18 protein-coding genes and 2 pseudogenes are annotated in these 21,891 nt (G+C 58.3%); 13 read left to right on the forward strand and 7 right to left on the reverse strand.

All coding sequences use genetic code 11. The features are described 5' to 3' along the window. Positions 1-405: 405 nt before the first annotated feature. The 7 genes from DW49_RS0103865 to DW49_RS0103900 all read left to right on the forward strand — a co-directional run bounded on the left by DW49_RS0103865 (position 406) and on the right by DW49_RS0103900 (position 6,852). Complete coding sequence (locus tag DW49_RS0103865) at positions 406-1,134, forward strand: DKNYY domain-containing protein (protein ID WP_024421099.1); 729 nt, start codon at positions 406-408, stop codon at positions 1,132-1,134. Between the two features lie 187 nt (positions 1,135-1,321). Next, positions 1,322-2,383 (forward strand): glycosyltransferase family 2 protein, encoded by a 1,062-nt coding sequence (locus tag DW49_RS0103875; protein WP_005613875.1) that lies wholly within the window; start codon positions 1,322-1,324, stop codon positions 2,381-2,383. 53 nt (positions 2,384-2,436) lie between these two features. Next, on the forward strand, positions 2,437-3,429 hold the full coding sequence (locus DW49_RS0103880; RefSeq protein WP_005613873.1) for a hypothetical protein: 993 nt from the start codon (positions 2,437-2,439) through the stop codon (positions 3,427-3,429). Next, on the forward strand, positions 3,426-4,169 hold the full coding sequence (locus tag DW49_RS0103885) for a hypothetical protein (protein ID WP_005613871.1): 744 nt from the start codon (positions 3,426-3,428) through the stop codon (positions 4,167-4,169). Before DW49_RS0103880 ends, DW49_RS0103885 begins: the two co-directional genes overlap by 4 nt. Next, on the forward strand, positions 4,166-5,260 hold the full coding sequence (locus DW49_RS0103890) for a glycosyltransferase family protein (protein ID WP_005613868.1): 1,095 nt from the start codon (positions 4,166-4,168) through the stop codon (positions 5,258-5,260). Before DW49_RS0103885 ends, DW49_RS0103890 begins: the two co-directional genes overlap by 4 nt. Positions 5,261-5,294: 34 nt before the next feature. After that, positions 5,295-5,912, forward strand: coding sequence for a phosphatase PAP2 family protein (locus tag DW49_RS0103895; RefSeq protein ID WP_024419615.1), 618 nt, complete (start codon positions 5,295-5,297; stop codon positions 5,910-5,912). Continuing rightward, the gene (locus DW49_RS0103900) at positions 5,899-6,852 is read left to right on the forward strand and encodes a fatty acid desaturase family protein (protein ID WP_005613864.1); all 954 of its coding nucleotides are present in this window, start codon (positions 5,899-5,901) and stop codon (positions 6,850-6,852) included. Before DW49_RS0103895 ends, DW49_RS0103900 begins: the two co-directional genes overlap by 14 nt. A 165-nt stretch (positions 6,853-7,017) precedes the next feature. Here DW49_RS0103900 and DW49_RS0103905 read toward each other — a convergent pair whose 3' ends face one another. Continuing rightward, complete coding sequence (locus tag DW49_RS0103905; RefSeq protein WP_005613862.1) at positions 7,018-8,205, reverse strand: phenylacetate--CoA ligase family protein; 1,188 nt, start codon at positions 8,203-8,205, stop codon at positions 7,018-7,020. A gap of 114 nt (positions 8,206-8,319) precedes the next feature. After that, positions 8,320-9,663 carry an MATE family efflux transporter gene (locus DW49_RS0103910; protein ID WP_005613860.1) on the reverse strand — a complete coding sequence of 448 codons (1,344 nt, stop codon included), beginning with the start codon at positions 9,661-9,663 and terminating at the stop codon, positions 8,320-8,322. On the opposite strand from DW49_RS0103910, the gene DW49_RS1000000131665 reads away from it, so the two are divergent. Further along, positions 9,663-9,857 carry a hypothetical protein gene (locus DW49_RS1000000131665; RefSeq protein WP_147477501.1) on the forward strand — a complete coding sequence of 65 codons (195 nt, stop codon included), beginning with the start codon at positions 9,663-9,665 and terminating at the stop codon, positions 9,855-9,857. The genes DW49_RS0103910 and DW49_RS1000000131665 overlap by 1 nt on opposite strands. A gap of 7 nt (positions 9,858-9,864) precedes the next feature. Here the strand turns inward: DW49_RS1000000131665 and DW49_RS0103915 are convergent, their stop codons facing one another. Together DW49_RS0103915 and DW49_RS1000000132770 are read right to left on the reverse strand one after the other, a co-directional pair. Next, on the reverse strand, positions 9,865-11,190 hold the full coding sequence (locus tag DW49_RS0103915; protein WP_005613858.1) for an OprD family porin: 1,326 nt from the start codon (positions 11,188-11,190) through the stop codon (positions 9,865-9,867). 533 nt (positions 11,191-11,723) lie between these two features. Then, a complete protein-coding gene (locus DW49_RS1000000132770) occupies positions 11,724-11,948 on the reverse strand; it encodes a hypothetical protein (protein ID WP_024420161.1) in 225 nt (74 codons plus the stop codon). A 216-nt stretch (positions 11,949-12,164) separates the two neighbouring features. On the opposite strand from DW49_RS1000000132770, the gene DW49_RS0103925 reads away from it, so the two are divergent. Both DW49_RS0103925 and DW49_RS0103930 read left to right on the forward strand, forming a co-directional pair. Next, a complete protein-coding gene (locus tag DW49_RS0103925; protein ID WP_005613854.1) occupies positions 12,165-12,494 on the forward strand; it encodes a DUF2790 domain-containing protein in 330 nt (109 codons plus the stop codon). 274 nt (positions 12,495-12,768) lie between these two features. Further along, entirely contained in the window at positions 12,769-14,028 is a 1,260-nt protein-coding gene (locus tag DW49_RS0103930) for a cation:proton antiporter (RefSeq protein WP_005613852.1), read from the forward strand. Here the strand turns inward: DW49_RS0103930 and DW49_RS01000000128020 are convergent. Further along, a pseudogene (locus DW49_RS01000000128020) lies at positions 14,029-14,921 on the reverse strand (helix-turn-helix domain-containing protein). 281 nt (positions 14,922-15,202) lie between these two features. Between DW49_RS01000000128020 and DW49_RS0103940 the strand changes: the two are divergent. From DW49_RS0103940 to DW49_RS0103950, 3 genes and pseudogenes are all read left to right on the forward strand, one after another. Further along, on the forward strand, positions 15,203-16,519 hold the full coding sequence (locus DW49_RS0103940; RefSeq protein WP_005613850.1) for an ABC transporter substrate-binding protein: 1,317 nt from the start codon (positions 15,203-15,205) through the stop codon (positions 16,517-16,519). 39 nt (positions 16,520-16,558) lie between these two features. Then, positions 16,559-17,331 (forward strand): annotated as a pseudogene (locus tag DW49_RS01000000128025) (L-iditol 2-dehydrogenase). A gap of 123 nt (positions 17,332-17,454) precedes the next feature. Continuing rightward, positions 17,455-18,279 carry a DeoR/GlpR family DNA-binding transcription regulator gene (locus tag DW49_RS0103950; RefSeq protein WP_005737391.1) on the forward strand — a complete coding sequence of 275 codons (825 nt, stop codon included), beginning with the start codon at positions 17,455-17,457 and terminating at the stop codon, positions 18,277-18,279. Between the two features lie 100 nt (positions 18,280-18,379). Here DW49_RS0103950 and typA read toward each other — a convergent pair whose 3' ends face one another. Further along, entirely contained in the window at positions 18,380-20,200 is a 1,821-nt protein-coding gene (gene typA / locus DW49_RS0103955) for a translational GTPase TypA (protein WP_005613842.1), read from the reverse strand. Positions 20,201-20,342: 142 nt separating this feature from the next. Continuing rightward, positions 20,343-21,797: a tRNA uracil 4-sulfurtransferase ThiI gene (thiI, locus tag DW49_RS0103960; protein WP_003380207.1), complete on the reverse strand. Its 1,455-nt coding sequence runs from the start codon at positions 21,795-21,797 to the stop codon at positions 20,343-20,345. Between the last annotated feature and the right edge of the window lie 94 nt (positions 21,798-21,891).

Consider the following 21,891-nt stretch of genomic DNA (forward strand, 5'->3'; position numbering starts at 1 on the left):
TGGCGTCGGGTCGCATCATGGGGGCTGGCTCCTGAAAAGAATTTGGAGCACAGCATCAAGCTTCAATTGCAGGACTGGAATGTGGGGTTCATGAGGCGCTTACCATCAAACGCCTATTTTAAAACAGGCCTGAAATTTTATATTCAATGAAAGGACGCTAAAGTGAAATTAATTAACATAGCAAAGCTCACGACCGGGGCTGCGATCGCATGCATGCTGACGAGTTGTTCCGGAGACCGATATACCGAAGAAGTAAAGCCCTCTGTAATTTGCAAAGAAAGGGTTGAAGGTCGCTTCAATAAACAAGGTGATGTAGAGGAGACGCCTGCATCAGTCCGACGCTGCTCGACAGAACTACGCACCATTTCATCCAATTATGTAGCTACGGATGGAAAGATATACTGGATGAAGCAAGAGAAGTCTATAGAGAAACCCTGTATTTCAGGCTCTGGCGATGCATCAGCATTGATATATAACCTTTCACCAGCCTGTCTTTTTTCAAAACCAGGCCAATACGATGTTATAGAAGATAGATCGCTAAAACTGGTTACACACGACTCACCCGCCTTTCAGTCATTGGAGGATACCAGCGAGGCCCTACCTTATTGGAAACAAGATCAATATTCACATTACGCAAAAGATGCAAACCATGTTTATTACTATCACACCAAAATAGAAGGTGCGACACCCGCACTATTTACAGTTTTTTTCCCATTTGGCACCGATGATAACTGGCGTAACTATGAGTTTTCAAAAAATGATGGTGAGGTATTTGTAGGCGGAAAATCGATTGGCAAAATCGATATGAATCATTTTACCCCCCTTAAACCGGTGAGCTGCCCTGAGCACGGACTTAAAACGTGCACCTACGTTCCTGATATGGACAGCTTTTTCACCGCCGGGAACTGGGGAAGTGGGATACTGGGAAAAGCGGGAAGTGATTTGATTTTTTTACGAGAGCACGGGGCCGATTACTTTCAAGGTATGGCATCCCCAGACATGTTTATGTTCGCAACAACCAAAAAAATCTATGTATACACTCATGAAACGTTTTATGAGCTGGCAGCAGGTACACTTTCATCAACCAGAGTACTCGTGCCTATGGATGTTGATTATTATGAAAACAATAAATGATTGCCGACCTCAAAGCCCCCCCAAGCCCTTGGCAAAACTCATCATTTGAATAATCCCAAGGATCATGCTGTCATTGCCCCCGACAACACCCCCGATTTTGCGCGCCCAGCCCGACACGCCGGACGTGCAAACAGCCCCGTTCTCCCAGAGACATTCAGGCATGGATAGCAAAGAAGCGACAGTCAGGATGTCGGTGCCGCCTCTTGGCGACGGCGCAGCTCATCGTCTGGCTGGCATTGCGGCAACCACGGCGCTGGTGCTGGAGACCAATAATCTGCGTGGCGGCAGTGATGCCGTGCAGGCGTTGAGCAGTCTCAAGCGGCTGGTTGCCCGGTATGCGCAGCAGAGTGTTTCGCCCCTTTCTCTGGCGCAGTGGGTTATCACTCACGATGGCCTTGATTTGCAGGCGCGTCAGGCGTTGTGTGAGCTGGCCGGGCGCACGCTGGACTTTGTCGAGATTGACGCCCTCACCGGCTATTACGATGCGAAGAATGTCGGCTTTGATTGTGTCGATCAAACGCGCTGCCAGTACGTGGTATTTGCCGATGCCGATTGCCTTCCTTGCGCCGACTGGCTGGAAAAGTTACTTGTGCCCTTTGATCAGGCCGATGCGCCGGTGGCGGTCGCCGGGCGTACCAGCTATGCGCCAAGTGTGGCGGGGAGCGCACTGACTGCCATTGATTTCATGTATTTCCCCAGCCCGTTGCGCAGCGGTGCAACGCGCAATTTCTATGCAAACAATGTGGCGTTTCGCTGTGATGCTTTCGAGCAGCATCGCTACGAGCCCCTTGATGGCGTTTATCGGGCGCACTGTCAGGTGATGGGGCTGCGCATGCAGGCTCAGGGCGGGGCGGTGGTTTATGCGCCGCTGGCGCACACTGAACATCGCTTGCCTGACAGCCGGGGCGAAGTTGTAAAGCTGCGTTGGTTACGCGGCGGTGACAGCGTCGATCTCACGCCGTATCTGGTGCGCGCCTATATGCCGGGCTGGCTGCAATGGCTGGCGCGCAGTGGTCCCATCGGGCCGTTGTGTGTGATGGTCGGCCGTCTGGGTTACAGCTTGTGCGCACTCAATCATCAGGATCTGCCGCCTCTGCGCGGGTTTCGCCGCCTGAGCGCGATGGCCTTTGTGGTGGGTCTGTCGCTGATGGACACCGCAGGTGCCGTCATACGCGGCTGTGGCCTGTCGTTTGGTCGCGCCAGCGCGCGTCACAGCGAAGCGCTCTCTTATCACCGAAATCTGGATTGACCCGCGCACTATCCCATCGTCGCACGCAGGATGCGTGCTCACAGGAAGTCAGTATGAAACCGTTATCGATCACTTCACTTGGCTGCTACATGCTGTGCCTGGCATTACTGGGGCTGAATGTTCAGGCTCAAGCCGCGCCTGCCGATTTCAAAGGCCGCGGCGTGTTTCACTTCGCTTCGCAAAGCGGTTGCGCAACGACTGCCAGCAGCGCGGACGCTGATTGCAATCGCATCGCTCTGGACGTGGCGGATGCCCAGGCCAGCGTGGACCCGCAAACCCACACCATCGTGTTTACCTCTGACGCAAGCCATGACAGCAAAACCGTGATCGGCGACGTGCTGCTGCACGGCAGCGGTCTGGCTGACGACGGCAAGCGTGTACCGCTGAGCCTGCACGTATTGCTGCGGCGCTCGGGCAAAGTATGGTCCCCCGATACCTATGTGCACGCCCCGGTGCGTGGCAAGTTTCGTGAGATAAAACTGGACCCTTACCAGATCAGCGTCCGCGAAGGGACCGGTGAGCGGGTGCTGTTCACCGCCGAGCAGGCGCGTAATGTGCTGGCGCAACCGTCAATTGCAGCAAGAGTGGCCAGCTACTTCGTCGAGGTTCACCCAAGCGATGCGAAAAAGCCTGATGCCAACGACATCACCATTGCGCTGGGCGTCGGAAAAGTATCCAAGTCTTTGCTGCGCGCCAGCTTCACCTCTGACCAGCCGGGCACTGCCGAGCTGGGTTCGCTACTGGAAACCGGCACCTGGAACATTAAATTGCAGGCCTTGAGCGGGCAGATTCCGGTGTGGGTGGTCCAGCGCCAACTGTTTGTGTTTGGCCTGGAAGACAGCCCGCTGCTTGCCGACGTGCGCAAACGCGGCTTCAAAAAGCTCGACACTCTGGAAATGGGCGCGGTCAACGGCAAGGGTTATCTGCGTTACAACGGCGCTGAAGAAAGCTTCCCGGCCGCAGCGGCCTCAGGCGCAGCCTTTCTGCGTGACAGCTTTATCGGTCTGATCCTGGCCTGGCACCGTAGCCCGCAGCCTGTGCAATGAGCGTGATCGAACACAGCGCCAGTGAGCCCGATTTCAGTTGCCTGGCCACGCCCGAGGCGCGTGGCCTTGGTGCGTTGCAAGCGCGCCTGGTGGACCGGATCAAACGTGCGGCACTCGCACGCCTGCATTGCAGCGCACGCGGCGAGCGCTTGCTGCTGCGCATGTACCTGGCCGGCGAGGACGCTACCGAGCGCGCATTGCTGGACGAATTGATGCCGCAATCGCCCCCTTGGCTTGAACGACAGGTCGAACAGCACCTGGCTGATGAGCGCCGTCATGTGGCGTTGTTCACTGACGCTTTGCGCGCGATGGGCGATGACGGTTCAAAGCGCCTGGCACCGGACTGGCTAAGCCGACAGAAGATTCGTCGCTGGCAACGTCTGGCCCGTCAGTACGCAGCGCATTTCGAGCAGGGCCTGCTGGTGCCCGCCTACGCCACCGGGCTGTGTGCCGAACAGATGGCCCAGCGCGTGCTGGGTCGTCACTGCGCCGTCATCGGCACGGCACACCGCTTTTACCCGCTGCTGTCGAAAGTGCTGGCCGACGAGAAAGCCCACGTGCGCCTGTGTGAGAACACCTTGCGGCGTATCGTGGCGCCTCATGAATGGGTGCATCTGGCGCGATTGTTGAAGGATGTTCGCGCTGTAGAATCCGGCTTTGGCGTGACCAGCGCGGTGGCGATGTATGTGGCCGGCTGGGCGTTTGGCGGGCTGCGCAAAGCAGGCGGCAGCATCCAATGAGCGCACGCATCCTGTACCTCGCGACTGCTGATGCACGCGGCCATCTGATGCGTGCGCAATTGCTGGTGTATGCGCTGCGCAAGGCAGGATCGGAGGTCGAGGTGTTGACCACTTCGGCGCAAGGGCAGCGCTTTCTGCAACGCTTCGGCATCGAGTCAGAGATTCTTTCGCTGCACTATGCGGTGCAGTTCGATAGCGAACAAAACATGCTGCGCAAGGCCACCAACCGCAATGTCGCGCACTACCTGTTTCACCCCGGGCGCATGCTGCGTGATATCGGCCGGCTGCAACGTCGCCTGCGCGATGTCGATCTGGTGATCAACGATTCCTTTCACCCGGCGCTGCTGTACATGGGCATGCTGCCCGGCTGGCGGCGCAAGGTGGTGCATGTGTATGGGGCAAGCCTGAAAGTCGCGCTGATCAATAATTTCGCGGGCATGTGGCCACGTCCGTTTGCGCGCCTGTTTGGCTGGATTGTCGACCGCCAGATAAACGCAGCCCGCGCCTGCATCGAGCATGACTTCGCCTACGCCGTTGACGACGCTGACGCGCCAAAGGTGTTTCGCCTGCCCACCCCGGTGGCCCTGGCTGCCACAACGCCAGAGCGAATCGGCGATGGCGCAGCGGTTTACCTTAATCCTCACTTTAGCGAGCCCGCCCTGGCCGATGCCCTGAGCGCGGGCCTGTCCGATGCAGGGCTGGGCAAGCATCTGGTCGGTGAAGGCTACGCCGGACGCGATGGCTGGCTTGCCATTGACCCGGACTGGGCCAGCCGCGCTGCGCAGGCACAACTGATCGTGTCGGCGCCGGGCATGGCCGCGCTGTCAATCGCGCTCGTTTATCAACGGCCGATCATCCTTGTCGTCAGCGATCAGCCCGAGCAAGCCACCAATGCCGCACGCGCTGCGCAGTTGCAGTTGTTGCACCGCGTGGTGACCTGGCGGGGCGATGCCGCTGAATTTCAGCATCAGGTAGCCGATGCGGCCAGGCAACTGTGTGCGGTCTCCACACCAGACCCTTCAGGCGCGGCAGGTCAGGCGCGCGCCCAGGCGCGAATCGACGCCTGGGTCAGCCGTTTGCTCAGCTTGTGAGTGCAGTGCTTATGCCATCGACCAGCGAACAGCCATGAGCCAGCCCGTGCGGCGTCGCAAACCCGACTACCGTCAGGCGCTGATCGCGTTGCTGGGGCTGCTGCTCGGCCTGGGCGTGTTCATCGGTCTGGAACGCGCCGTCACCCCACGCTACAACTGGGTCACGCCGCTGGATGAGCTGATCCCGTTCGCCGCGCACTCATGGTGGGTGTACGTGCTGTTTTTCCCGTTCGTGCTGTTGGCAGCCGGGTATGCCAGCGCCGAGCGCTTCAAGGCGTTCAAAACGGCAACCGGGATCGCGTTCGGCGTGGCCTTGCTATGCTTTTGGCTGTTCCCCGAGTTCATACCCTGGCCTGATACCGGGCTGATCGACAATGCGTTTCTGCAACAACGCCTGAGCCGGCTTTGGCAACTGGACCTGGCGTCCAACGGCTGCCCCAGCCTGCACGTGGCCGTTACCTGCCTGGCCTGCCGAGCGCTTTGGGGGCTACCTTACAGAACGTTGATCGGCATGACCGGGCTGCTGATCTGCCTGTCGACCCTGACGTTGAAGCAACACACGCTGATAGATGTCGCAAGCGGCGTACTGCTGGCGCTGGCGTGTGCCCTGGCCACCCGACCACAAGGAAACAACGCCCGTGCCCAAGCCTGAATCACGCGCAGGCGACAACCTCGCGCTGAACGCGTTTACGCCTGCTGCCGAGTTGTACGTGCTCAAACCCTGGATCAGCCTGCTGGCACTATTGGCCGACTGGGGCCTGATTGCCGTAGCGTTCACGTGCGCTGCGGTCTGGCCGCACCCCGTCACCTACCTGCTTGCAGCGCTGCTCATCGCACGCAGTCAGTTGGCGCTGGCGGTGATCATGCACGAGAGCGCCCATGGCGTATTGTTGCCTCGGCAAACACTCAACGATCTGGTCGGCCAACTGGCTGCGGCAGGTCCGCTGTTTATTTCGATGCAGACCTACCGCGCCGGGCACCTCAAGCATCATCTGCGCCCCATGCAGCACGATGACCCGGTAGTGGCGGTATTCGGTCTGGGGGATTACCCACAACCCAGAGGCAAGCTGGCCACGCGCTTACTGGCTGATGTGTGCGGGGTGGGGTATTTCATCAGCGCGTTCAGGTTTGCCCGCGGCGACTATCGCGCAATCATGCCCAAGGTCGATAAATCCCCTCGGCAGGCGGCATGGGAGGTGCTTTCGATGCTGATCAGCAACGGGCTTTTGTTTGGCCTGCTGACTTGGTCGGGGCATCCGCTGCTGTACCTGGGGCTATGGCTGCTACCTGCAGTCACCTTGCTGCCGCTGATGGGGCGGATCCGCGCGATCATGGAGCACGCCGGCCTGCCCGCCTGCGCTGACCAGAGCCAGAACGCGCGCAGTATCGTGCGCCCCAACTGGCAGACCTTTGTGTTCGGCCCGCATGCCATTCACTATCACATCGAGCACCACCTCTACGTGCGCATGCCGTTCTATCACCTGCAAAGCGCACATCAGCAACTGGTGGCCCGGCAATTGGTGCCTGGCGAAAATCTTTATGAAGGCTACGGCGCAGTGCTGCGCGATGTCAGCCACCCGGCACCGAAATAATCGGCTGGTTGAGGTATCTCGTAACGCACCAACCTATGCAGCGCCAGAGAAAGGGTGGCCAGTGGCCGTAGCTGAACGGGTGTGATCGACCTTGCTCCGCAAACTGCACCCACACAGCCCAAAGGCCCCGTCGGTGCAGCCTGTTCATGCTTTCACATCAGCCGTTCAGTTTCGGCGGTCAATGATGTAGAGCATCTTGCCTCGCTCCGAGACGGCGTAGTCTCTGGCATCCTTGCGCACAACCAGCACACTGCCCTGGTCTTTCTGATAGGCCTCGTTGATGTCCGGAATATCGGCGATGGCTGTTTCGATTCGGGTGCGTTCGTCTTCGTCGACTTCCGAGGCCTGAACGAAAACAGTCACCAGTTCCTTACGCGCGTCGGTCACTGACAAGTGGACCTGAATTTCCAGCGAGCGGCCCAGTGTCTGTTTGATCGCTTGCTGGATGATGCCCAGACCAATGAGGTTGCCCATGAAGTTGAAGCTCATGTCCTCCCGCTGGATGTCAGTCAAATAGAGCTTGTCACCTTTCAGCGAAAGCGTTGCGGTGTCTCCCAGACGATACCGGAGCAGCGGCGTGAAGTTCTCGCGGGTCAGCGAGGTGATGTGGATGCTGTCGCCTTCTTTTTCAATGAAGTACTTGTTGGACAGAAACTCGTATTCGGTGTGGCAAGGGCTGTCGGTGAAGCCAAGAATGCCGCCCTCGGAACTGCCATACACACCGACGATGGAGACCTGTTCGCCAAAGGCTTCCCTGATGATTTTTTTCTGGAAGGTTTTCAGGCCTTCGCCATTGAAGACGACCTTTTCGATATCGATGTGCACACCGTGCTGTTGCATAGCGTCGATGAACTGCAGGATGGTCGAGGGTACGCCGAGCAGTACGTTGAGCTTGATCGAGTTGAGTGCCTCGAAGTGGCTCTTGGTCAGCAGGGTGATATCGCCCACAGACACAACGTGCGCACCGCAGTTACCGGCCATCATGGTGGTGATGTTATTCAGGGCAGAAAACAGGTTGATGGTGAACAGGTTGGCGCAGCGATCACCGGGCTGAATGAAGCCGTTGCTGCGAAAGACGCTGGAGCGGGAGCTGTCTTCATCGACTTCACAGTCGTAGTAGTAATAACAGCGCTTGAGGTTGCCGCTGGTGCCACTGGTAAAGCCGATCAGGCAGTTTCGCTCGTTGCGCTCAAGGCAGCGTTCGGTCTGTGCCGCGAAGCCTTCCTTGTCCATTATCGGTACGTGTTTTCTGAAGTCCTGGTAGGTGAAGCCTTCAAAATCGTTGTTCTGGTGGGTTTTAGCGGCAGTATTGGAAATTCTGCTCCATTCCTTTTCTACATCGTAGGCAGTCATGAGAGTCCTCTATCGTCCATTTTTTTGATTATCTAGATTACGTATCCGCCCATCAGCAGCGGCTGATTGGCGGTAACCCGGGCTATGAGTTACCCCGATGGACAGATCGGTTCCCTAATGAATGGCCTCGTTGCCCAATACCTTCTTCATGAGCAGATGCGCGAGCCAGCAGGCACAAAAGGCCACTACGGTGTTGCCCAGCAACTGCCCGAGCATCACCCCGACACTGCCAAATGCCTGTGCGCCATACCACACGAAAGGCACCGTTCCCAAGCTGGCGCGCAGCCAGCCGAACAGCGTTACGTACATCGGGCGACCCATGCTGAGGAAAATGGAAGTGGCAATGAACTGCAACCCGATCAGGGTCCAGAGAAAACCGCCCCATCGACAGAATGCGGAGAAAACAATCAGGCCTTCGCCGGACACATGGAACAGCCTGGCCAACGGCTCGGCCAGCAGAATCAGCAACAACGAGGTGGCCGCGCCATAACAGATCAACAAACCGTAGGTTGCTTTTACGGCGTGCGATACGCGGGTGGTGTTCATTGCGCCAAGGTTTTGTCCCAATATCGGAATCAGCGCACCGGGCAAGGCAAACACCACGCAAAACGCCACCTGAATGACCCTGTCGATCACCCCGATGGCCGTCAGTGCCTGAGCCCCGAACGGCGCCATCGCCGCCATTACGTAGGCCATGCCCACCGGAGTCGCCAGGTTGCCGATCACCGCGGGCACAGCGGTTCGGCTGATGGTGCTGATGTCACCTGACAGGTGCGTCAGGCTGACTCCAGAGGTCAGACGGGCGACTCGGTGGACGTAATAAAACCCAAGACATGCCGACACCAGGCTCGATACCACATAGGCGATCCCGGCACCGACCAGGCCCAGATCGAACACGACGATAAGCAGCGGATCCGCAATGGCGACGGCGGCAGTCGAGGTCAGCAGTATCCACATCGCCTGTTTACCGAAGCCTGCGCTGCGCAGGATCTGCACGCATAACAATTCGACGGCTACCAGCACCGAGGCCGGAAGGGTCAGCCACAGGTACTCCCGCGCCGCAGTGAAGCTATTGCCCTCGCCGCCCAGCATACGGATGGCTGGATCAAGCACTACCAGCTCGAGCGCAGCGCCACATACGGTGGCAAAGATGCCCAGCAGCAAGCCGATGCTGGCGAGTCGTCTGGCTTGATCCGGCGCAGCGCTGCCCAGACTTCTCGACACGGCGGTGGAGACCGCCACGGCGATGCCGAGAATCATTGAAATGAGGAAAAACATCAGCGTTTTGGCCACCGCGAAGGCGGCCAGCAAACTGTCGTCACGCAGCATTGCGATGTAGACCACCGTCAGCACTTCGATCAGAAAGACCGATAACAGGCTGGTCGCACTGGTGCCGGTCATGAACACGACATGCCGCAACACCGAGCCCTCGGTGAAGACTGCTTTGGTAACCGCCATTGACCCTTCTCTTCCCGTTGAACGCCATCGCCGATTTTCAGATGAGCATCGGCAGTGCAGCACCCTGGACTATTGAGCGCTCACTGAGTGACCGAAACAACGTTGCAGTTCCGGAAAGTTTACGGGCAAGGGCTACCGCACAACGAAAAAGCGCCCCGAAAGGCGCTTTGATTGATGCTGCTGATGAAGCGTGATGCGCAGTCAGAGCACGCTCAACGGGTACTCCATAATCACCCTTACTTCATCCAGATCCGATTCAAACGCTGTAGCGCGGGTATTGGCCTGGCGAACGCGCAGGGACAGGTCTTTCAACGAGCCGGTCTGCACGATGTATTTGGCTTCGATGTTGCGCTCCCAGCGTTTCTGATCGGTCAGCGGGTTGCCTTGCGCGTCGCGGCGCATGTAGGTGCTGTTGGCGTTGGAGTAGTCGGCGTCGGTGCCCTTGCCGTAGCGGGTCATGAATGACAGGCCGGGGACGCCATAGGTGGACATGTCGAGGTTATAGGTGACCATCCACGAGCGCTCTTTGGGAGAGTTGAAGTCGCTGTACTGGATGGAGTTGGCCAGGTAGATGGAGTCGGACTGCCTGAGGTAATCGAAATCGTCATCGCCCTGGTTGCGCTGGTGCGAGAGCGACAGGGTGTGTGCGCCGTATTGCAGGGCGACTTTTGCACTCCAGATATCGTTGTCGAATTCGCCGAGCAGCTTTTTGCCTTCGTCGGTGGCGTTGTAATAGTTCAGGCTGCTGGTCAGCGACATCTCATCGGAGAGTGGCAGGACGTAAGACGCCGAAGCGTATTTCTGATCCCAGGCGTCTTTGAGTCGGCTGGTGTAGAGCCCAAGGCTCAGCCTGTCGGTGGCCTGATAGTCACCGCCGAAGTAAGCAACCCACGGAGAGTCCACCGCACCGCCGTAGAACGTGACGAAACCGTCGCGCATGTTGCTGGAAACCGGCTGACTCATGGAGTGCAGACGGCCGCCTTGCAGGGTCAGGCCCTTGAAGCTGTTATTGATCGCCGTGACACCGCGAAAGCTTTCCGGCAGCAGGCGAGAGTCGCCGAAAGCAACCACGGGCGTGGACGGGAAAACATCACCTACGTTCACGACGGTGTCGAAAGCCCTGGCTTTCAGCGAGCCGCCGACTTTGGTGTATTCGTCACGGGCGCGGCCTTCCCCATCGACCGGCAGCACGTCGAACGCGCTGCGCCCGCCGTTGCGTCCGTCACCGGTATCGAGCTTGATGCCGATCATGGCAAAGGCATCGACGCCAACGCCGAACGTGCCTTGGGTAAAACCGGACTGGAATCGCCCGATGATGCCGTGCGCCCACGCTTCGGAATAACCATTGCCGGTAGGGCTGGACTCGCCGTTGCGGTGGTCACGGTTCATGTAGAAGTTGCGGTTGAGTACGGTCAGCGTGCTGCCTTCGATGAAGCCTTCTTTCTGCTCTTCGGCGAATACGGCAGCCGGTGCGACACCTGCGAGTGTCGAACACAGGGCCAGTGAAAGTGTTTTAAGTTGAGTCATGTGCGCTCCGTCTGATCGGCAGATTGTTATAAACATGTCGGCCTGGCTATTTTTATAAACCCGAGCGCTGCCAGTGAGGCACAATCTTGAAGTGGCGAAGATAACGCCAAGGTGACAGCCAGATTACAAATAGGTAATGAAGCGCACGGCGGCGTGTGTTTATTCAATAAAATGAAACATGATTTGACCACTGCAACCAGACATTCAGGATTGGACGCGAAGCGTCGCACGATAGTTGGGGTTATCGTTCCTCACGCTCCGGCGTGGGAATGCCGTGGGTGACGCTCTGCGTCACAAATCTGCGTCGCGCCGCCTATTCAAGATCGGACGCGGAGCGTCCAGAACGGCATGCGACGCAGAGCGTCGCACGATAGTTAAGCCGCGTTGTGCGTACCGCTGAGCGTGGGGGCGATGGCCCGTGGCGGGAATAAAAAAAGCGCCCCGAAGGACGCTTAAAGATTCGCCCCGTCCAAAGGAGCAGGGAGCTGCTACAAAGGGCGAATAGGGGTGCAGCGGGTCGGGCAGCAAAGGCATCAGCCTTCGGACTTGGTCGACCGCTCGGCCTTGGCGTTGTCATCTGTGTTGACGTACTGCTCGGCCTTATTGCTGCTGTTCTGTTCCTTGAAACGCAATTCCTGCGCCAGACGCATTTTGTCAGCGGCGATGCTTGCGTACTCGTTACCGTCGTCGGCGAAGGCTGCAGTGGCGGACAAGGCAGCTACGGCGAAGACCATCGACTTGATCAGTTTCATCATCATTACCTCTTGGGTGTGTAAGGGGTTCCTTAAAAGCGCGGTGCTCGTCAGGGATGAAACAAGATTACGCCGCGATAGCTAACAGGAAGGTGAGCAGAGAATGACAATACTGTTAGAAAGCTGACATTTACCAGATTACAGATTTGTAATGTTTCAGCCACTTTCTGGTTAGCACGCACTTGTTAAGGTTAAGCCACATTCAAACGGAGACAAAAGAAAATGCGCACCGCCAAATCGTTGTTACTTGCTCTGGCTATCCTTTCGCCACTGAGTGCTTTCGCTTACACCACTGATGAAGTCAAAGCCACTACCGTGATTAAAGAGCACCAGGCCAGCGTACAGAAGTACGCCGCTATTCATAACAAGCCGATGCCTGAGATCAAGGAATACAAGTACGGAATGAAGCTGGACGTTGCCAAGGTCATTCGCAAATCCCCGGATCTGCAGACCTGTAGCGTGATGCCCAAGCTGATGACCTACGAGGACTCCAAAGGCAAGCTGAACACCGTGCAGTATCAGATCCTGAGCGGGTGCAGAAACAGCCAATGATTCTGAACCTGCCAGGGAGGCCACCCACCGTTACATCCCCCGTCAGCCCGGACCGCCGTCCGGACTGACGTTTTTATTTCTCGCTCTTATTTCCTCCGTTTACAGCCCGCCTGACCGATATTTCCCGCCCCGTCTGCAACATCACCGTCTTTGCGTGGTCAACGCAAACCCTGCTGTGTCGTATCGCCATGTGCCTGGACATCGGTCCGGTCCATCAAACACAGGCTCGGTTACGGTGATCGAGAAACTGCAATTACGGATTTTGGAATAACGGATGCTTGAGCTCGCTGCTGGTTTTATCTGCCTCACTGCGCTGCTGACCTATGTGAATTATCGTTTCATCGGTCTGCCCCCCACCATCGGCGTAATGGTCACTGCGTTGATGTTTTCATTGCTGCTGCAAGGGCTGAGCTTTCTGGGCTATCCCGGCCTGGAAGATCGCGTCCAGCAGTTGATCGGCCAGATCGACTTCGGCGATTTGCTGATGAACTGGATGCTGTCGTTCCTGCTGTTCGCCGGGGCGCTGCACGTCAACCTCGCCGACCTGAAGAGCTATCGCTGGCCCATCGGCCTGCTGGCGACGTTTGGTGTGTTGATTGCCACCACCGTCATCGGCGCGCTGGCTTACTGGATCTTCGCCTTGTTCGGCTGGCACGTCAGCCCGCTGTACTGCCTGCTGTTCGGCGCGCTGATCTCGCCCACCGACCCGATTGCGGTGCTCGGCGTGTTGCGGACCGCCAATGCGTCCAAGCCGCTGAAAACCACCATCGTCGGTGAATCGTTATTCAACGACGGCACGGCGGTTGTGGTGTTCACCGTGTTGCTGGGCATTGCACAACTGGGCGAGACGCCCACGGTTGGCGAAACCGCGCTGTTGTTTGTTCACGAAGCGGTGGGCGGTGTGCTGTTCGGCGGGCTGATCGGCTACGCCGTATACCTGATGATCAAGAGCATCGAGCAGTACCAGATCGAGGTCATGCTGACCCTCGCGCTGGTGATCGGCGGTTCGGCGATGGCTTCGGAGCTGCATGTGTCCGGCCCTATCGCGATGGTCGTGGCCGGGCTGATCATCGGCAATCTGGGGCGCAATCTGGCGATGAACGACATGACCCGTCGCTACATGGACGGCTTCTGGGAGTTGCTGGATGACATGCTCAATGCGTTGCTGTTTGCGCTGATCGGCATGGAGCTGTTGCTGCTGCCGTTCTCGTGGCAGCACTTGATTGCCGCCAGCCTGTTGGCCGTGGCGATTCTGCTCTCGCGCTTTGTCACCGTGGCCCCGGCCATTCTGCTGCTGCGTCGCTGGCGCAAGGTGCCGCACGGCACCATCCGCATTCTGACCTGGGGCGGTTTGCGCGGCGGCGTCTCGGTAGCGCTGGCGCTGGCCCTGCCCAACGGGCCGGAACGCGACTTGCTGTTGAGCATCACCTACATCGTGGTGCTGCTGTCGATCCTCTTTCAGGGCCTGACCATCGGCAAGCTGGTGAATGCAGTCACCCGCGCGCCACAGGCCAAAGAGCCGGCAGAGCATTGATCAGGCCAGTGCAGCGGCGCGCCGGTATTCACTGGGCGTCTGCTGCATTTCCACGCGAAAGTGCCGGTTGAAGTTGGACAAGTTGGCGTAACCGACTTCAAAGCAGATGTCTGACACCGACATCTCGCTTTGCAGCAACAACCGGCAGGCCCGCTGGACCCGCAGTTTGCGCCAATGAAACAGTGGCCGGTGGTGCGCTTGAAAAAGCGTGAAAAGCCCGGATCACTCATGTCCAGCCGTTGCGCGATGACCGACAGGCGTATATCGCTGGTCAATTCGGTCAGCAGATAATCGAACGCCTTGTTGATCCGCTCGGAACTGCGCGCATCCAGCGTCGGCGCATAACAGGCGCTGGCCAGCAGGTGAGCGTCCTGCGTGGGCGCTTTCATCAGGGTGTTGACCAGTTGCAGGAACAGAATCAACCGCTCCACCCCCTGGGCCGGGCCAATCTGCTCAAGCAGTTGCGCCGCCTGCACCGCCGTTTTGCCGGTGAACTCCAACCCCCGACGCGCCTGCTCGAAGAGACGCTGCAAGTCACCCACTTCCGGCAAGGTGCCACGCAGCGCCAGCAACGCCGCGCCATCGAACTGCAACACCACGTCACGCCCGGCCAGGTGCTCACCGGGGGCCAGATCGCCGATCCAGTCGTGGGGCAGATCGGGACCGATCAGCGCCACATGACCGGCACCGAACTCACCGATGTAATCACCGGCCACCAGCCTGCCGCTGCCTTGACGGATCAGGTGGATTTCAAATTCGGGATGGTGGTTCCAGCGCGCCAGCGAGTAGGGATAGTCGTGTTCATACCAGCGAAAGCAGTGGTCGGGCTGCGGGAGGATAACCTCAAGCTCGGCGGGACGCTGCTCGAACAAGGCAGCTCGGCTGTCAGGCATGGATTGCGCCTTTTATCGTTATGAATGCTCTGTGGACGCACAAACATACGCCCTCCCGTTCGCCCAGTGCTAGCTCGTGATGAAACCTGCGCTGATACTTTTTTGCTTTCAGACCGCCGGGCAGGCGTCGGTTAAAAAAGTATCAGTCGAGCGTTGCTGCTGCGTTTGTTCACCCGCGCGCAGGCTGCTGTAATCGGCTCGTCCACCAGGGCCGCTCAGCCGTGGTCAACAACAAAAACAATAGCTCCCGCCGAACAAGGCGCGGAGTGGAGAGCACTACGATGAACATCCACAAAGCGCTTTGCCTGTCCGCAGGTGTGTCTGTCGCCCTCATCAGCCTTGCCAGTCAAGCCGTCGAAACCGTGACCATTGCCACCGTGAACAACGGCGACATGATCCGCATGCAACGCCTGTCGAAGATCTTCGAACAGCAGCATCCTGATATCAAACTCAACTGGGTGGTGCTGGAAGAGAACGTTTTGCGCCAGCGCCTGACCACCGACATTGCCACCCAGGGTGGCCAGTTCGACGTGCTGACCATCGGCACCTACGAAACCCCGCTGTGGGGCGCCAAGCAGTGGCTGGAGCCGATCACCGGCCTTGCTCCGGAATACGACCTGGAAGACATCTTTCCCTCGGTGCGTCAGGGCCTGTCGGTCAAAAACACTCTCTACGCCCTGCCGTTTTATGGCGAAAGCACGATCACCTATTACCGCACCGACCTGTTCAAGCAAGCGGGCCTGAGCATGCCGGAGCGCCCGACCTGGACGCAGTTGGGCGAGTTCGCGGCAAAGCTTCATCAGCCTGACAAGGGCGTTTACGGCATGTGCCTGCGTGGCAAGGCGGGTTGGGGTGAGAACATCGCGCTGCTCAGCACCATGGCCAATGCGTTCGGCGCGCGCTGGTTCGATGAGCAATGGAAACCCGAGCTGAACAGCCCGGAATGGGCCAACGCAGCGAACTTTTACGTCAACACCCTGAAAAACTATGGCCCACCGGGCGTATCGAGCAACGGCTTCAACGAAACCCTCGCGCTGTTCAACAGCGGTAAATGCGCCTTGTGGGTGGACGCCAGCGTGGCCGGCTCTTTCACCACCGACAAGGAACAGAGCAAGGTAGTCGACAGCGTCGGCTTTGCGCCTGCGCCGGTTGAAGTGACCGACAAAGGTTCTTCATGGCTTTACGCCTGGTCGCTGGCGATACCGGCCACCTCCAGGCACAAGGATGCGGCCAAGGCGTTCATTACCTGGGCGACGTCCAAAGCGTATATCCAGTTGGTCGCCGAGAAAGACGGCATCACCAATGTGCCGCCTGGCACCCGGACCTCCACCTACAGCGAGGCCTACCTCAAGGCTGCGCCGTTCGCCAAGGTCACGTTGCAGATGATGCAGCACGCCGACCCTGCGCAACCTTCAGCCAAGCCGGTGCCTTACGTCGGTATCCAGTACGTGACCATTCCGGAGTTCCAGGCCATCGGCACCTCGGTCGGCAAGCTGTTCTCGGCCGCTGTGACCGGGCAGACCACCACCGAACAAGCCCTCACTGCCGCACAGGCCGTCACCGAACGCGAGATGAAACGCGCCGGTTATCCAAAGTAAACCGGCAGCTCTCACACTTATTGGACGGATGATGAACCCATGAAACGACTTGAAGGAAAAAGCGCGCTGATCACCGGATCGGCGCGGGGCATCGGGCGGTCTTTTGCGCAGGCTTACATTCGCGAAGGGCCAGCGTGGCCATTGCCGATATCAATCTTGAGCGTGCACAGGCCACGGCAACCGAACTGGGGCCGAACGCTTATGCGGTCAGCATGGATGTGACGGATCAGGCGTCCATCGATCAGGCCATCGCGGCCGTGGTCACGCAGACCGGCAAGCTGGATATCCTGATCAACAACGCGGCGCTGTTCGATCTTGCGCCGATTGTGGGTATCACGCGTGACAGCTACGAACGGCTGTTTTCGATCAATGTCGCGGGTACGCTGTTCACCTTGCAGGCAGCGGCAAAGCAGATGATTGCTCAGGGCCACGGCGGCAAGATCATCAACATGGCCAGCCAGGCAGGCCGCCGTGGTGAAGCGTTGGTGGCGGTGTATTGCGCGACCAAGGCTGCGGTGATCAGCCTGACGCAATCGGCCGGGCTGGACCTCATCAGGCACGGTATCAATGTGAATGCCATCGCTCCTGGCGTGGTCGATGGCGAGCACTGGGATGGCGTGGACGCGATGTTCGCCCGCTATGAAAAACGCCCGCTGGGCGAGAAGAAAAAACTGGTCGGCGAGCAGGTGCCCTATGGGCGCATGGGCACGGCGGATGACCTGACCGGCATGGCAATCTTTCTGGCCTCGGCCGACAGTGAATACGTAGTGGCACAAACCTATAACGTCGATGGTGGCAACTGGATGTGCTGAGGTAAACGGGCTGCCGAGATGAGCCGAACCGCGCAAAAAGCCCAGTCGCCGCTTCCATTGCCGAGGCGATTGGCTAAGATGCGCGGACCGCCTGTTGTCTTGGCGGCTCATCAAGGAGCACGAATGTCCACTGAAGAGGAGATCGCCATTTCCGGCGGTACACCTATGATCCCCGATCAGCGCCGGGAGCTGATGCTGCGTCAGTTGCGCAAGCATCAGGTCCTCAGCGTTCATCAGTTGATGGAGATGTTCGACTGCTCGCACATGACCATCCGCCGCGACATCGCTCAGCTGGAGCAGGAAGGCCGGGCCTATTCGGTCACCGGTGGCGTGCGCATCGCCAGCCAGGTGCACAGCGAGCCCAGCCATCAATCCAAAGCCGTGGTGGAACTGCCGCACAAGCAAGGCATGGCGCGGCTGGCAGCAGGTTTGCTGCACCCGGACATGACGATTTACCTGGACGCAGGCACCAGCACGCTGGAAATCGTGCCGCACATTATCGCGCTGTCAGGCATGACCGTGGTGACCAATGATTTCGGCGTGGTCAACGCGCTGGCCGATGCTGCGCATGTGGATGTGATTCACACCGGCGGCCTGCTCGATCACCCCAACCGCTCCAGTGTCGGCGGGCTGGCGGCCGCAACGTTGCGGCAATTGGCAACCGACGTGGCCTTCATGTCCACCAGCTCGTGGGACCTGCAACGCGGCACCACGACGCCGTCAGCGTTGAAAGTCGAGGTCAAGCAAGCGGCCATGCAATCGGCCTCGCAAACCGTGTTGGTCGCCACCAGCTCCAAGTACGGTACCTTCGGCATGTACAAGGTGGCCGGGCTGGATCAGTTCGACACCATCATCAGCGACGCCGCCTTGGCTGAAGCGGCAGCCGACGGCATTCGCAAGCAGCGCATCGAGTTGCTGCTGGCGCCCGTGGGTGGTCGCTCGAAATAGAGGTGGCTGCGCTGGCTGATGCCAGAGGCCACAAATGGCAGGCGTAAAAAAACCCGGTCTCGCGACCGGGTTTTTTGTGTCTAGCCGACTAACCGATTACTCAGTTGCCCGACTTCTTGGCAGCGCGAGTACGCTCGCTTTCGCCAAGGATTTTCTTACGCAGGCGGATCGACTTTGGAGTCACTTCGCAGAGTTCGTCTTCTTGTACGAATTCCAGCGCTTGTTCCAGAGTGAAGCGGATAGGCGGAACCAGAGCGATGGTTTCGTCTTTACCGGAAGCACGCATGTTGTCGAGCTTCTTGCCTTTGGTTGGGTTTACACCCAGGTCGTTGTCGCGGCTGTTGATGCCGACGATCTGACCTTCGTACACGTCTTCGCCATGACCCAGGAACAGCTTGCCACGGGCTTGCAGTGTTTCCAGGGAGTAGGTCAGCGCCTTGCCGGTAGCAACCGAAACCAGAACGCCGTTCTGACGGCCGGACATGTCGCCAGACTTCATCACGTCGTAACGGTCGAAGATGCTGGTCAGAATGCCTGCGCCGGAAGTCAGGGTCAGGAATTCGTTACGGAAACCGATCAGGCCACGAGCAGGAATGTTGTATTCGAGACGAACACGGCCCTTGCCATCCGGAACCATGTTGGTCAGGTCGCCCTTACGGATACCGATCTGTTCCATGATCGAACCCTGGGATTCTTCCGGCAGGTCGATGGTGACGTTCTCGAACGGTTCGTGCTTGACGCCATCAACCATGCGGATGATCACTTCAGGACGACCAACACCCATTTCGAAGCCTTCGCGACGCATGGTTTCGATCAGTACCGAGAGGTGCAGCTCACCACGGCCGGAGACCTTGAACTTGTCGGCGGTGTCGCCTTCTTCAACGCGCAGGGCAACGTTGTACAGCAGTTCTTTGTCCAGACGTTCCTTGATGTTACGGCTGGTGACGAACTTGCCTTCTTTACCGCAGAAAGGCGAGTCGTTTACCTGGAAAGTCATGGAAACGGTAGGTTCGTCAACGGTCAGCGGCTTCATCGCTTCAACGTTCTGTGGGTCGCACAGGGTGTCGGAGATGAACAGCTCTTCGAAGCCGCTGATGCAGACGATGTCGCCGGCAGCTGCTTCTTCGACGTCTACACGGTGCAGACCGTGGTGACCCATCAGTTTCAGGATACGACCGTTACGGCGCTTGCCGTTGGCGTCGATAGCCACAACCTGGGTGTTTGGCTTGACCTTGCCGCGAGCAATACGGCCAACGCCGATGATGCCCAGGAAGCTGTTGTAGTCCAGTGCCGAGATTTGCATCTGGAACGGAGCGTCACGGTCAACGGCAGGTGCCGGAACGTTGTCGACGATGGACTGATACAGCGGAGTCATGTCTTCAGCCATTTCGGTGTGGTCCAGACCGGCAATGCCGTTCAGGGCCGAGGCGTAGACGACTTTGAAGTCCAGCTGTTCTTCGGTAGCACCCAGGTTGTCGAACAGGTCGAAGATCTGATCCAGAACCCAGTCCGGACGCGCGCCTGGACGGTCAACCTTGTTGATGACCACGATTGGACGCAGGCCGGCTTCGAAAGCCTTCTTGGTCACAAAACGGGTTTGCGGCATAGGGCCGTCCTGGGCATCGACCAGCAGCAGTACGGAGTCGACCATCGACATCACGCGCTCTACTTCACCACCGAAGTCGGCGTGGCCCGGGGTGTCCACGATGTTGATGTGGTAGCCATTCCAGTTGATCGCGGTGTTCTTCGCGAGAATGGTAATACCGCGCTCTTTTTCCTGGTCGTTGGAGTCCATCACGCGCTCATCGTTGAGCTCGCCGCGCTCCAGAGTGCCGGATTGACGCAGGAGTTTGTCTACCAGGGTGGTCTTACCATGGTCAACGTGAGCAATGATGGCGATGTTGCGTAGATTTTCGATCACTTGTGTATCTCGATCAGAGGATTCGGTCTGCTGACTGTTTACAGGCAGCGATTACTATTTCGAGTCGGCAAAAGCCGTTACGGCATGACGACTGGTGTCGGGGGGCCGGTGACGCAAGCCACAGGCAAACAGCCCCGGGCACTTAGCTAGGTCGATAAACGCGCACATTGGCATGCCCCTCACTGAGCAAATGGTGAGCATGCAGGCGACTCATGACGCCTTTGTCGCAATACAAAAGGTACTGGCGCGTGTCATCCAGTGCCTTGAAACGGCTGTTCAGTGCGTAGAACGGCAACGTCTGTATCTCCACGCCGGGCACTTGCAGCGGCTGGTCTTCCTGGGCATCCGGGTGACGGATGTCGATGATGACCTGGCCGGCCAGCGCCTGGCTGACTTCTTCGATGTCGATATTGCGGCTCAGATCGTCGATGACCCGATCGATCGAAACCAGCTTGGCGCGCTCAAGCGCCTGCTCGAGAATCGCCATGTCGAACTGTTGTTCTTCGTACTCAACGCGATTTCGCTTGGCGTTGGTCTTCGGGTTAACCGAAATCACCCCGCAATACTCAGGCATGTGCCGGGCAAAATCGGCAGTGCCGATTTCAGTCGCCAGGTCCACGATGTCCTGCTTGTGGGTTGCAACCAGCGGTCGCAACACCAGTTTGTCGGTGGCCGCGTCGATCAGTGACAGGTTCGGCAGCGTCTGGCTGGCGACCTGTGAAATCGCTTCGCCCGTCACCAGCACGTCGATTTCAAGACGATCAGCCACAGCGGATGCAGCGCGTAACATCATACGCTTCAAAACTACACCCATATGACTGTTATCGACTTTCTGCAGAATTTCTCCGAGAACTTCCTCGAAAGGCACGCTGACAAACAGCACACGCTGCGAACTGCCGTACTTCTTCCAGATGAAATGCGCGACTTCCATCACGCCCAGTTCATGGGCACGACCGCCCAGATTGAAGAAGCAGAAGTGCGCCATAAGGCCGCGGCGCATGATCTGGTAGGCCGCAACGGTCGAATCGAACCCGCCGGACATCAATACCAGGGTCTGCTCCAGCGCGCCCAAAGGGTAGCCGCCCATGCCTTTATGCTGGTCATGAACAACAAACAACCGTTGGTCGCGAATTTCCATCCGCACGACCAGATCGGGCTTTTTCAGCTCGATTCCGGCCGCGCCACATTGCATGCGCAACTGGCTGCCGACGTATTTCTCGACGTCCATCGAGCTGAAATCGTGGCGACCGGCGCGTTTGCATCGTACCGAAAACATCGTGCCCGGCAGCAGGTCGGCGTAGTGCAGTTTGCACTTGGCGACCACGTCATCCATGTCGCCCAGCGGGTACTCGGCCACCTGCAGAAAGTTGGCAATCCCCGGCATGCAGCTCAGCCGATCCCTGATGCCCTGCAGCACTTTGGGGTCAGTCAGCCGGGTTTCGACCTCGAGGTTATCCCATACGCCACCCACGACAATGTCCGCGTCCAGTTCACGGAGCACGGTACGAATGTTCTTGCCCAACTGCCGGATGAATTTCTTGCGCACCGGCGGGCTTTTGATGGTGATTTCTGGGAAAACTTTAACGATTAGTTTCATGGAAACAGAGCGTGAGGTGCCGACTGAAAAAGGGGGGCGCGGATTATAGCGGAAATTGCTCAACGTTTAACCAGTTATCGTACACGCAATCATC

Origin of the sequence: Pseudomonas avellanae BPIC 631 (assembly GCF_000444135.1) — a bacterium.
Classification (GTDB): Bacteria; Pseudomonadota; Gammaproteobacteria; order Pseudomonadales; family Pseudomonadaceae; genus Aquipseudomonas; species Aquipseudomonas avellanae.

Excerpts from the sequence above, each read along its gene's own strand:
- DW49_RS1000000132770 (WP_024420161.1), bottom strand. The coding sequence starts at position 11,948 with ATGATGATGAAACTGATCAAGTCGATGGTCTTCGCCGTAGCTGCCTTG.
- DW49_RS0103865 (WP_024421099.1), top strand. The coding sequence starts at position 406 with ATGAAGCAAGAGAAGTCTATAGAGAAACCCTGTATTTCAGGCTCTGGC.
- DW49_RS0103940 (WP_005613850.1), top strand. The coding sequence starts at position 15,203 with ATGAACATCCACAAAGCGCTTTGCCTGTCCGCAGGTGTGTCTGTCGCC.
- DW49_RS0103910 (WP_005613860.1), bottom strand. The coding sequence starts at position 9,663 with ATGGCGGTTACCAAAGCAGTCTTCACCGAGGGCTCGGTGTTGCGGCAT.
- DW49_RS0103930 (WP_005613852.1), top strand. The coding sequence starts at position 12,769 with ATGCTTGAGCTCGCTGCTGGTTTTATCTGCCTCACTGCGCTGCTGACC.
- DW49_RS0103895 (WP_024419615.1), top strand. The coding sequence starts at position 5,295 with ATGAGCCAGCCCGTGCGGCGTCGCAAACCCGACTACCGTCAGGCGCTG.
- DW49_RS0103925 (WP_005613854.1), top strand. The coding sequence starts at position 12,165 with ATGCGCACCGCCAAATCGTTGTTACTTGCTCTGGCTATCCTTTCGCCA.
- DW49_RS0103915 (WP_005613858.1), bottom strand. The coding sequence starts at position 11,190 with ATGACTCAACTTAAAACACTTTCACTGGCCCTGTGTTCGACACTCGCA.
- DW49_RS0103880 (WP_005613873.1), top strand. The coding sequence starts at position 2,437 with ATGAAACCGTTATCGATCACTTCACTTGGCTGCTACATGCTGTGCCTG.
- DW49_RS0103905 (WP_005613862.1), bottom strand. The coding sequence starts at position 8,205 with ATGACTGCCTACGATGTAGAAAAGGAATGGAGCAGAATTTCCAATACT.
- thiI (WP_003380207.1), bottom strand. The coding sequence starts at position 21,797 with ATGAAACTAATCGTTAAAGTTTTCCCAGAAATCACCATCAAAAGCCCG.
- DW49_RS0103950 (WP_005737391.1), top strand. The coding sequence starts at position 17,455 with ATGTCCACTGAAGAGGAGATCGCCATTTCCGGCGGTACACCTATGATC.
- DW49_RS0103875 (WP_005613875.1), top strand. The coding sequence starts at position 1,322 with ATGTCGGTGCCGCCTCTTGGCGACGGCGCAGCTCATCGTCTGGCTGGC.
- DW49_RS0103885 (WP_005613871.1), top strand. The coding sequence starts at position 3,426 with ATGAGCGTGATCGAACACAGCGCCAGTGAGCCCGATTTCAGTTGCCTG.
- DW49_RS0103890 (WP_005613868.1), top strand. The coding sequence starts at position 4,166 with ATGAGCGCACGCATCCTGTACCTCGCGACTGCTGATGCACGCGGCCAT.